Origin of the sequence: Paracoccus sp. (in: a-proteobacteria), from assembly GCF_030538655.1 — a bacterium.
Lineage (GTDB): Bacteria > Pseudomonadota > Alphaproteobacteria > Rhodobacterales > Rhodobacteraceae > Paracoccus.
In genome coordinates, this window is sequence record NZ_JAUNTO010000008.1 from 73,620 (window position 1) to 85,391 (window position 11,772).

General features: G+C 65.8%; 4 protein-coding genes. 3 read left to right on the plus strand and 1 reads right to left on the minus strand.

What is annotated here, in order from left to right; genetic code table 11:
- Positions 1–212: 212 nt before the first annotated feature.
- The 3 genes from Q4G22_RS07480 to Q4G22_RS07490 are packed head-to-tail and all read left to right on the plus strand — an operon-like array spanning position 213 to position 9,328.
- Positions 213–6,656, plus strand: coding sequence for a hypothetical protein (locus Q4G22_RS07480; protein ID WP_303385279.1), 6,444 nt, complete (start codon positions 213–215; stop codon positions 6,654–6,656).
- A gap of 60 nt (positions 6,657–6,716) precedes the next feature.
- On the plus strand, positions 6,717–7,490 hold the full coding sequence (locus tag Q4G22_RS07485; protein ID WP_303385280.1) for a PP2C family serine/threonine-protein phosphatase: 774 nt from the start codon (positions 6,717–6,719) through the stop codon (positions 7,488–7,490).
- The gene (locus Q4G22_RS07490) at positions 7,487–9,328 is read left to right on the plus strand and encodes a serine/threonine-protein kinase (RefSeq protein WP_303385281.1); all 1,842 of its coding nucleotides are present in this window, start codon (positions 7,487–7,489) and stop codon (positions 9,326–9,328) included. The genes Q4G22_RS07485 and Q4G22_RS07490 overlap by 4 nt, the downstream gene beginning before the upstream one ends.
- Before the next feature lie 24 nt (positions 9,329–9,352).
- Here the strand turns inward: Q4G22_RS07490 and Q4G22_RS07495 are convergent, their stop codons facing one another.
- Complete coding sequence (locus Q4G22_RS07495) at positions 9,353–11,755, minus strand: glycogen/starch/alpha-glucan phosphorylase (RefSeq protein ID WP_303385282.1); 2,403 nt, start codon at positions 11,753–11,755, stop codon at positions 9,353–9,355.
- Between the last annotated feature and the right edge of the window lie 17 nt (positions 11,756–11,772).

Here is an 11,772-nt window from a genome sequence, read left to right on the forward strand (position 1 = left end):
CACTTGCGGTTGAACGGGTTGCGTGACAGTTGAAGGGGCGGGCCACGGTGGATGGCCGCGCTGGATTGCAGGTCGTGTGGCTGGCCAAGTCTGCGTGCCGTGCAAAGCTGCGGAAATTTTTCCGCTTTGGCAACATTTTACATTTGATTTCAAGTGAATTTTCGGAAAAGCCCTTGGATATGCCGGGCTGTTTCCCGGCCGGGAAAGGTAGCATGGGGCAAAATCCGAAGGGTCATCGTGGCGTGACCGGCTGGCCGCTTTGGCCAGCGGGGGTTTCCCGTGCCCGGTTGGTCTCGCCGCTGACCCTTGCGGTTGTGCTGGGCAGCGGTCCCTGTGCCGTGGCCGCGACGTTGCATTATGATTACGGCGATGGCAATGCCGACGGGCAGTTCAACCCGCAATCCGGCGGCGCGTGGGATGGGCACAGTGCCAACTGGTGGTCCGCCGCAACCCAGGCCCCTGCCGTTTTCCAGCCCGGCGATGATGTGATTTTCCGGCATGACGGCGGCGGCGCGGTCAGTCTGACCGTGACCGAGGCGCTGATGACCGGCGCAATCCGGGTTGCCAGCGGTGATTTCACCCTGAATGCCGCAGAGGGGGCCGGGCTGTCGTCAATCGGCGGCTGGCTGCGCGGCATCGAGGTTGGCCCGGATGCGCGGCTGTCTTATTCGGGACCGCTGGCGGGGCTGTATAGCCTGACGGTCGCCGGGCAGCTTGACCTGACCGCACAAACCGCGCGCCTGCACAATGTCGAGATTGCCGCGACCGGGCAGGCGGTTCTGGGCAATACGGCGGGCGGCGAGCCGATTCAGATTGCCGGGCAGTTTCGCAACCAGGGTGATCTGACCATCGCCGCAGGGGCGGTTGTGCAGACCGCGCAGACACTGGTGAATGCCCCGGCGGCGCAGCTGACGATTGACGGCGCCCTTGGCGGCAATGTCACCAATCAAGCGGGTGCAACGATTGATCTGAACGCCAGCGGTGTCATTACGGGCAACCTGAACAATGCCGGGCTGGCGCGGCTGAACGGCGGTGTCATCACCGGCATTGTGAACAATACCGGCCTGACCAAAGTGGCCGGAACCACGCAGATCGGCCAGACCTCGGGCGTGATCGCGCTGAGCAACAGCGGGCAGATCATGGCGGGCAAGGGTGGCGGTCGCCTGTCGGTGACAGGGAATTTTCAGAATAGCTGGAACGGGGTCATCGGCGGCTCGGCCGATGATCCGCTGGTGATTTCGGCCGAGACGCTGACGCTTAGATCAGGGTCGCAGATCAGCGGTCAGGTGCGGCTGGAGGGTGCGGTCGTGAACCAGTCGTCGCTGAATCTGGCCGCGCTGGACGGTCTGCACGGCAGTCTGACCAACGCCAGCCCCGGTGCGATCACGGTCGGTTCCGGGGTGCAGGGTAACGGCCATGACGTGACCAACAATGCCAGCTTTATCATTGCGAATACCGGCGATTTGTCGGCTATCGGCATGTTCACCAACACCCATAACCTGACCATCGCCGCAGGCGGGCGGCTGGCGGCGCAGCAGGTGCTGCATGATGGCGGTATGCTGAACAGTCAGGGCCGCATCGACGCGGGGCAGCTGCGACTGGCCTCCCTCGCCAGCCTGTCGGGGCAGGTGAATGGGCAGGTCGAGGTGGCGGGCGGCGTCACCAGCGTTTCGAGCAGTTTGACCGTCACCACGCCTGATACCGCCCCTGATACGGGGGCCGATGATGTCACGGTATCGGGCGGCGAATTGCGGCTGGGCGGTGGCGCGCAACTGACGGCGACCCATGTGGCCAATGACAGCCAGTTGTATCTGGGGGCAGGCGCGGTGCTGAGGGGGAATGTGACCAGCAGCGGCCATATCGCCGGTCCCGGCCTGATCGACGGTGATCTGCGGCTGACAGGCGGCGCGACCTTTACCTTGCTGAACAACACCGGCACGCTGATTAATCAGATGAGCGCAGCGCAGACGCTGACCAGCTTTGGCGCGCTGACCGCCGTTGCCATCGAAAACCGCGCGGTGCTGCATATCGACCGCGACATGACGCAAAGCCTGACCAATGCCGCAGGCGGCGATCTGACCATTGCGCGCGACGTTGCCGGGCATGTCACCAGTCTGGGTCAGACCCGTGTGCTGGCGCAGCCTGGCCATTCGGGGGTCAGCCTGACCGGAGGGCTGACCGTGGCGGGTGGCCAGACGGTGACGCATGGCGCGGTTGCGGTTGCCGGACCGGCCCCGATCTCGTTGCGGGTGGCGGAGGGGGGGGCGCTGAACGTCGCCAGTGGCACCCTGACCTCGGAAGGGGATACGGTCAGCCGTGGCCTGTTGCAGATCGCCGACGGAGCCGAACTGGTCAGCGGGCGGTTGCGGCTGATCGACGGATCGGGGCTGATTTCGGGACGGGTTCAGGGGGGAGTGCGGGTCAGTGCCCCGGCCACGCTGACGCTGGATGGCGCGGTGCTGGATGGTTCTCTGACCAATGCCGGGACGATCACCACCGGCAGCAGCACGGGCCGCGCCAGCCGAATCGCGGCGCTAAACAACAGCGGCACGGCGGATCTGGCAATGGCGCAGATCGACGGGCCGGTGGCGAACAGTGGCGATCTGACCGTGACCGGCGGTTCGCTGGCGGGCGGGCTGACCAACACGGGCACCGCAAAGCTGGATCAGACGGCGGTCACGGGCGCGCTGGGCAATGAGGCGGGCGGCGATCTGACCGTCACCGGCGGCACGGTGGGGGCGCTGACGAATGCAGGGGGCGCCGCACTGAACGGCGTGGCGGTGACGGGGGCGGTCAAGAATGCTGCCGGGGCGGATCTGACGGTGACGGGCGGTTCAGTGGCGGGCAAGCTGACCAATGCGGGCACCGCCGCGTTCAGCGGGACGAGCGTGGCGGGCACCGTGACCAATGCCGCGGGTGGCCAGATGACGTTGGATGCCTCGGACACGGGCGGTGTGGTGAACCGGGGCGATCTGGGCCTGTCGGGCAACATAAGCGGTGCGATCAGCAATCTGGCCAGCGGCATCGTCACCACGCAGGCCGATACGTATCTGCTGTCGGGGCTGACCAACAGCGGCACGGCTGACCTGTCCGGGCGGATCGACAATGGCGTCACCAACACCGGCACGCTGCGGGTGAACGGCGCGCTGACCGCCGGGATCGAGAACGGCGCGGGCGGGCAGGTGCAGATGGATGCGGCCTCGCAGCTGTCGGGCGATCTGAGCAATGCCAGCGGCGGCACGGTCGAGGCGGCGGGGCGGATCGGCGGCGATCTGACCAATGCCGGGGTGGTAACGCTGCGCGGCGATCTGTCGGTTGGTGGCGATCTGAGCAATACCGGCACGCTGACCAAGACCGGCGGTAATGCGCTGTTGGCCGTGGCAGGCAAGCTGATCCAGAACGGCAGCATCACCAGCGGCGGGCAGGGTCGGCTGACCATCTCGGCCGGGTCGGTGCAACTGGGTGGCCAGTCCAGCATCGGGGCGGGCGTTGATATTCTGGGCGCGCTGGATGTCACGGGTGATGTGACCTTTGCAGATGACCTGACCTTGTATGACGATCTGCATGTGGCCTCGGGCGGCAAGATGACGGTCGGTGCGGTCGTGTCGGGGCAGAATATCGTCTCGGTCGAGAATGAAGGGCAGACGGTGGTTGCCGATGGCGGGGCATTGGTCGGGCTGAACAGCCTGACCAATCGCGGCACGCTGACCATTGCCGGTGACGGCAGGGTCGAAGCGGCGACGCTGAACGCCGGGTCGGGCAGCAGCATCAGCAATACGGGCACGCTGGATGCCAATATGACCCTGCGTGCCGGATCGTCGCTGGTCTCTACCGGCCTGCTGCGGGGTGATGTCGGCAATGCGGGCACGGTCAATATCCGGGGGCGTCTGATGGGTGATCTGACCAATCAGAGCGGCGGCCAGGTGACGGTCACCGGATCTCTGGACGCGCGCGGCGCCAATCTGGTGAATGACGGCGATCTGAACCTGACGGCTGGCACGCTGCGGGCCGGCGATGTGCTGAACCGGGCGGATATGTCGCTGGCCTCGGGCACGACGGCGATCATCAGCGGCCTGACCCGCAACACCGGCACGCTGACGGCGCAGGGGCGTCTGGTCGGCGATCTTCAGAACAGCGGCAGCGCCAGCCTGGACCAGCGGCTGGAGGGCGCGGCCAGCAATGCGGCGGGGGGCGATCTGGTGCTGAAGGCCGGGGCCTCGGGCGCTGTCACCAATGATGGCCGTCTTGGCATCGGCGGTCATCTGGGTGGCGATCTGCTGAACCGGGGCACGCTGTCGCTGTCGGGCGATCTGACGGCGGGGCAGGTCAGCAGCACCGGCAGCATGACCATCGCCAGCGGGCAAAGCGCCAATCTGTCGGGCCTGTTGTCGGTGACGGGGGGCGATGCCGTGATCGGCGGCAGCCTGAGCGCCGCCGGGATCAGCAACAGCGCCGATCTGACCGTGGCTGCGGGCGGCGAGCTGACGGGCGATCTGTCCAACAACGGCCTGATCCGCCTGAACGGCACCGCGCAGGGCGACATCGCCAACAGCGGTCGCATCGCTCTGGCCGGAACGATTGATGGCAATCTGCGGAATAACCGCGGCACGATTGTGTCGGCAGGCGATGCGGTGATAAGCGGCACGCTGACCAACGCCGCGACCTCGGCCCCAGCCGACGTGCTGGCGATGACAACGGTGGCGGACAGCACGGATGCGGCGGCGGTGTCGGGCTTGAATGTGCGCGAGGGGCACCGCCTGACGGCTGCGGGCGGGGTTAACAATAACACCGGCGGCCAGATCACGCTTGGCGGCACGCTGGCGGCGGACGTGGTCAATGACGGTGCGATCACCATGACCGGCACGCTGGACGGATCGCTGCACACGCAGGGCAGCGCCGATCTGGGCGGCACGATCCGCGGCGATCTGACCTATGCCGGGGGCAGCCTGCGTCTTGCCGATACGCTTGAGGTCAGCGGCACTGTTGATCTGCAAAGCAGCACCAGCATTGGCAGCACGACCCGTCTGAGCGCCGCGCATGTCATCAACCGGGCCGAGCAGGCGCTGAGCCTGTCGGGCACCATCGCGGGCAATCTGACCAACGCCGGGCAGACCAGCCTTGACGCGACCGGGGTGGTGCAGGGGGCCGTCAGCAATGACGCCGGTGCGATGCTGACCGCGACAAGCGGCGGCCGGATCGACGGGGTTCTGGCCAATGCGGGCACGGTTGATCTGCGTGATGGCACGGCTGACGGCGTGCTGCATGTGGGCGGGCTGTCGGGCAATGGCACCTATGCGCTGGACGTGAACCTTGACCCAAGCGGCAGCGGGCCGCGCGCGGACCAGATCGTCGTTCGTGGCGGGGCGGTGACGGGCCATCTGAATCTGGATCTGAACATCGTCAACACGCCGCTGGAATCGCCGCTGGATGGCGGGGTTCTGCTGATTGATGCCGATGACAGTCTGGCGGCGCGCAACAGCTATACCTATTCGGCGGCGAATTTGCCGGTGGGCACGGAAAAGCTGGTGTATGGGCTGGAAAAGACCTCGGTCGGGGATCTGCTGCTGAGTTACGGCACCAATGCCACCATTGGCGGGATCAGTGCCAATGTGGTGCTGACGCAAAGCCTGATCGGGTCGGTGGTGAACCGCCCGACCAGCCCCTTTGTCACCGGCTATGCCGTGGCCGAGGGCGAAAGCCGCTGTTCCCCCGGCGCATGGAGCCGTGTCACCGGCGGTCGCGCCGATGCGAGCGGGGCCAGTTCGGCCCGGACCTACAGCGTCGAAAGCCGTATTTCGGCCAGCTATCGCGGGATGCAGTTCGGCGGCGATCTGGCCTGTTTTGACGGCTATTTCGATGGCTGGAACATGGCCTTTGGCGCCATCGGCGGCATGAATGACGGCAGCACGACGCAGCCCGTCTATCTGCTGGAATGGGATGGCAGCACCTGGAACCAGACCGGGCAGCGCGGGTCGATCAACCGGGCCGATTTCCGGCAGGTCTATGGCGGCATCTATGTGACCGCCGCGCGCGACAATATCAGCGCCGATCTGCAATTGCGCCGCGAACGGACCCGATTCACCCTGAACAACACGCCGCTGATTCAGGGCAGCGACGGGTTGGGTCTGACGGATTCGGATTTCAGCAGCCATGCCTGGACGCTGAGCGGGTCGGTGTCTTATGCGGTGCCGCTGGCCGATGGCTGGCAGGTGGTGCCGACGGCGGGCTTTGCCTTTTCCGACACCCGCACCAGCGCGGTGCATTTCGACGACGGATCGCGACTGGAAATCCGCGGCAGCAGCAGCCGCGTGGGCTTTGCCGGGGCCACCCTGTCGCGGGGGCAGGTGTTGGCATCCGGGGTCGAGGCGGTGAATTATTACGCCACCGGCACGGTTTACAAGGATTTTGCCAATCGTGTCCAATCCGAGTTCAGCAAATATCGCGCCGATGGCAGCCTTGAACTGCGCGAGGATCTGGCATCCGACAACCTGGGCGTGTATGGCGAGCTGGGGATCGGTGCCGCCTATACGCGGGTGCTGCAACCCGGCGGCGATGGCCGGCCCAAACAGTTCAGTGCCTCGGTGCGTCTGGACGGGCGGACCGGGGAATCGCTGGACAGCGTCGGTGTAACGGCGCAGATGCGGCTGCAATTCTAGAAAGGGGGCGGCGATGACAGGGCAAATTGCGCCATCGGCACCCTGGGGGCAGAGGCCGGTATGATCCAGCCTCTGTCGCATTTCCGTTACGACACCGGCTCGGCCAGTGATACCGGACTGGTGCGCGGCCATAACGAAGACAGCCTGCTGTCGCTGCCTGCTGCCGGGGTCTGGATGGTGGCCGATGGCATGGGCGGCCATGATGCGGGCGATGTCGCCGCCGCCATCATCGCCGAGGAAATCGAATCCGTGGGCATCGCGGTTTCCACGCAGGATCAGCGCGCCCGCGTCTCGGAACGGCTGGGCCGCGCCCATCATCGCATCACCGCCCATTCGCGCGAGATGGGCCTTGCCACCGTGGGTGCCACCGTGGCCGTGCTGCTGATCTTTGAAACCGGCTTTGCCTGCCTGTGGGCGGGGGACAGTCGCATCTATCTGCTGCGCGCCGGGCGGCTGTCGCGGCTGACCACCGACCATTCCGAGGTGCAAGAGCTGATCGACGCCGGACGCCTGACGGCGGAACAGGCCCGGCACTGGCCGCGCCGCAATGTCATCACCCGCGCCATCGGCATCCATGACGGGCCACATATCGAAACCGTCACCGGCATGGTGATGCCGGGCGATGTATTTCTGCTGTGCACGGACGGGCTGACCGAGCATCTGCCGGATGCCGAGTTGGCCGCCTTGCTGGCCGGGCAGGGGGCGGCGCAGGCGGCGGCGGATACGCTGATCGCGGAAACCCTGCGGCGCGGGGCGCGTGACAATGTGACAACCATCGTGCTGCACTGCCTGCCCATAGGTGAGGCCGATGATGATGCCGGGGATCTGCCATGACCCGACCGGGCAGCACCGAAAACCGGCGGGATGCCACCCATGTCACGCTGATCGCCCCGGCCGGGGACAAGGAACGCACGGTTATCGTCGTGCCTCCGGGCGTGACCATTCCGCCGCTGTTGCCCGCCCGTCCGGTCGCGCCCGGTGTGCTGATTAACAACAACTACCGTGTTCAGCAGATGCTGTCTCAGGGCGGGATGGGCGAGGTTTACCGGGCCGAGAACGTCTTTACCGGCGATCCCGTCGCGCTGAAAATCGTGCTGTCCAGTCTGGCCAGCGATGACGGCATCATCCAGATGTTCATGCGCGAGGCGCGGATTCTCGGGCAGCTGACCGATGACGCCATCGTGCGCTATCACAATTTTGTTCTGGATCAGGGGCTTGGCCGCTATTGCCTGATTATGGAGTTCATCGACGGCACGACGCTGTGGGATCATGTCGATGTTCACGGCCCGATCCGCGCCCGTGATGCGCTGAACCTGATCGTGCGGCTGGCCGAAGGTCTGGCCAAGGCCCATGCGCGTGGCGTGACCCACCGCGATCTGTCGCCCGATAACGTGATGCTGCGCGGCGATGACCTGAACCAGTCGGTGCTGATCGACTTTGGCATCGCGCGCGCCGCCGATATGGGCGAAGGGGTGCTGGCGGGCCGGTTTGCGGGCAAGTTCAAATATATCGCGCCGGAACAGCTTGGCCATTACGGCGGCGAGGTGGGGGCGCGCGCCGACATCTATGGCATGGCGCTGATGATCGCGGCGGTGCTGCGCGGCACGCCGCTGGACATGGGCGCATCCGCCGAAGAAGCAACCGCAGCGCGGCGGCAGATCCCCGATCTGAGCGGCATCCCGCATGAGGTCTATCCGCTGCTGCAATACATGCTGGAACCCGATCCTGAGGCGCGCCCGGCCAGCATGTCGGATGTGGCGGCGATGGCGGTCGATCCGACGCGGATTCCGCAACGCTATCGCCATCCGCTGTGGGGGGCGGTGGCGGTGGATGATCTGGTCCCGGTCGCGGCGGTGGCTGTGTCGCCACAGCCACCGCGCCGCCGTGCGCCGATTGTGGCGGGGGCGGGTGTGCTGGCTGTGGCGGTGCTGGCCGCTGGCTGGCTGACGCTGCGTGGCGGGGATCAGCCGCTGCCGGTTCCGTCTGCGCCGCCGCTTGCCGCTGTGCCGGACCTGGCGCTGCCGCCGCGTGACATGGCCACGCGCGACGGCTTTCTGGCCGGGTTCGATCTTGGCCCTTGCGTGCAGGTTCACCGGCTGTCGTCGGGACTGGATGCCGGGCGACTGTCGGCGCTGTCGGCGGGGCCGGTTGACTTTGCGCCGTTGCTGGCTGGCTATGACGCCGCCTTTGGCGCCCGCCCCGCCCTGCTGGAAAACCGTGTGACGCAGGCGCAATGCCCGGCGCTGGATTTCGTGCGCGAGCTTCAGGGCCGGGCCGAGCTGACCCCGGTGCTGACGCTGGACAGCGCCGCCGTTACCGCCGGCACCGGCACTGTCGCGGGCAGTCTGCGTGACCTGCGCGGGCGGTTTCTGTGGTTGTTTCTGGTGTCCGCAAACGGCGAGGTGCATGACCTGTCGGCGCGGTTGAGCGCGAATCCCGATGGCCGGATGGCCTTTGCCTTTGCGATGGCGGCGTCAGCGGGCGATGCGCCTGAACCGCAACTGATCGTTGCGCTGGCCAGCCGTGATCCGCTGGTCGCGCCGGTGGCCGCGACGGCTGCGGGCCAGGCCGCCGCCGATCTGCTGCCGCGCGTGCTGGATGAGATCAGAGCCACAGGCGGCACTGCCGCCGCCGATGTGGCCTTTTTCCAATTGCTGCCGCCCGCGCCCTGACGGCGCGGGCCATCAGCGGGCTGTTCAGGCCAGCTTGACCGGCTTGGCCTGCCAGATGTCGTCCATATAGCCGCGGATTGTGCGGTCCGACGAAAAGAACCCTGACCGCGCGATGTTCAGCGCTGCCATCCGGTCCCAGCGGGCATGGTCGGCATAGGCGGCATCGACCTGCCGCTGGCTGGCGAAATAGCTGTCGAAATCCGACGCCACCAGGAACGGATCGTCGTTCCATGTCCGGTCCAGCAGCGTGTTAAAGCGATCCGTCGCCCCGTCCGAGAACCGCCCCGTCGCGATCGCCACCAGCGCGTCTTTCAGGTGCGGGCTGGCTTCGATCGCGGCGCGGGCATGGCCCGGCTGCGTGACCCGCGCCTGTGCCTGTTCCGCATCCATGCCGAACAGAAAGAAATTCTCGGCCCCGACCAGTTCGCGGATTTCCACATTCGCCCCGTCCAGCGTGCCGATGGTCAGCGCGCCGTTCATGGTGAATTTCATGTTGCCGGTGCCGGATGCCTCTTTCCCGGCGGTGGAGATCTGTTCCGACAGGTCCGCCGCCGGGATCAGCCGTTCCGCCATCGAGACATTATAGTTCGGCGGATAGGCCACTTGCAGCAGGTGTTTCGTGACCGGATCGTTGTTCACCACCCGCGCGACCGAGTTGATGAGATAGATCACATCCTTGGCCAGCCAGTAACCCGGCGCGGCCTTGCCGCCGAAAATCTTGACGCGCGGCGTCCAGTCGGCGTTCGGCGCGTCGTGCATTCGTTGCCACAGTGCGATGGTTTCCAGAATGTTCAGCAATTGCCGCTTGTATTCATGGATGCGCTTGACCTGCACGTCAAAGATGGCGTCGGGATCGGCCTTGACCCCCAGCCCGGCCAGCAGACCATCGGCCAGTGCCACCTTGTTTTCGCGTTTCGCCGCGCGCAGGCGATCCTGAAAACCGGCATCACCGGCATGGGTTTCCAGCCGCGACAATTCGTTCAGGTCGGTGGTCCAGCCGGTTCCGATGGTGTCGTCCAGCAGATGCGCCAGCGGCGGGTTGGCCATGCGCAGCCAGCGGCGCGGCGTTACGCCGTTGGTTTCATTCAGAATGCGGTCGGGGTGCAGCCGGTGCAGATCGGCAAACACGGTCGAGCGCACCAGATCGGAATGCAGCGCCGACACGCCGTTGACCTTGCCGACCATGATAAAGGCGAGTTCGCCCATATGCACATGATCGTCGCGCACGATGGCGGTGCTGTCGCCGCCGCCGGTCGCCGCGCGGTGATCGGCGTCGATCATTTCCACGATCTGCATATGGCGCGGCAGGACACGGCCAAACAGCCAGGTTGGCCATGTCTCCAACGCTTCGGGCAGCAGGGTGTGGTTGGTATAGTTCAGCGTTCCGCGCGCGATGTCGCGGGCCTCGGCAAAGTCAAAGCCGTGGTCGTCCATCAGCAGCCGGATCAGTTCCGGCCCGGCAATGGCGGGGTGGGTGTCATTCAGCTGGATCGCCACCTTTTCCGGCAGGCGGCGCAGGTCGCCATATTCGCCCATGAACCGGCGCAGGATGTCATGCAGCGCGGCGGCGGTCAGGAAATATTCCTGCTTCAGCCGCAGTTCCTTGCCCTGTTCGGTCGTGTCGTCCGGGTAAAGGACGCGCGACAGGGTGCGGGCCAGCGCCTCGGGCGCGGCGGCGGCGGTGTAATCACCCGCGTTAAAGCGGTGCAGATCGAACAGAGTCGTCGGATGCGCCCCCCACAGCCGCAGCGTATTGGCCCAATGCCCGCCCCAGCCGATGACGGGGGTATCATAGGCCCGCGCCTCGACGCTTTCGGTGGGGTGCCAGACAGCGCGGCCATCAACATGTTCAACATGGCCCTTGAAGCCAATGACATAAGACGATTCCGGGCGGGTGAATTCCCACGGGTGCGACTGGTCCAGCCAATCCTCGGGCGATTCGACCTGACGCCCGCCCTCGAACCGCTGCCGGAACAGCCCGTGTTCATAGCGGATGCCATAACCATAGGCGGGGCATTGCAAGGACGCCAGCGATTCCATGAAACAGGCCGCCAGCCGCCCCAGCCCACCATTGCCAAGCGCGGCGTCGGGTTCATCCGACAGCACCGCATCGCGATCCAGCCCAAGGCGGGCAAAGGCGGCGTCCATTTCCTGATCCAGACCAAGGTTGATGATCGCATCGCCCAGGATACGGCCGATCAGAAACTCCATCGACAGATAGTAAACCCGCTTGGCCTGCTGGTCATAGGTGGCGCGGGTGGCGGCAAACCATGGGCCGACCATCAGATCGCGAATGGTGTGGCTGACAGCCATCCGCCAGTCATAGGTGCTGGCGTGTTCGGCATCCTTGCCGATGGTAAAGGTCAGGTGGTGCTGAATCTGACGGACCAGATCATCAGTGGTCGGCGCGGTCAGGGGATCAGTCATTTCAATGACTCCAACAA

What these genes read in the sequence shown, in the direction of transcription:
- Q4G22_RS07480 (WP_303385279.1), top strand. Translation starts at nt 213, where the DNA reads ATGGGGCAAAATCCGAAGGGTCATCGTGGCGTGACCGGCTGGCCGCTT.
- Q4G22_RS07485 (WP_303385280.1), top strand. Translation starts at nt 6,717, where the DNA reads ATGATCCAGCCTCTGTCGCATTTCCGTTACGACACCGGCTCGGCCAGT.
- Q4G22_RS07490 (WP_303385281.1), top strand. Translation starts at nt 7,487, where the DNA reads ATGACCCGACCGGGCAGCACCGAAAACCGGCGGGATGCCACCCATGTC.
- Q4G22_RS07495 (WP_303385282.1), bottom strand. Translation starts at nt 11,755, where the DNA reads ATGACTGATCCCCTGACCGCGCCGACCACTGATGATCTGGTCCGTCAG.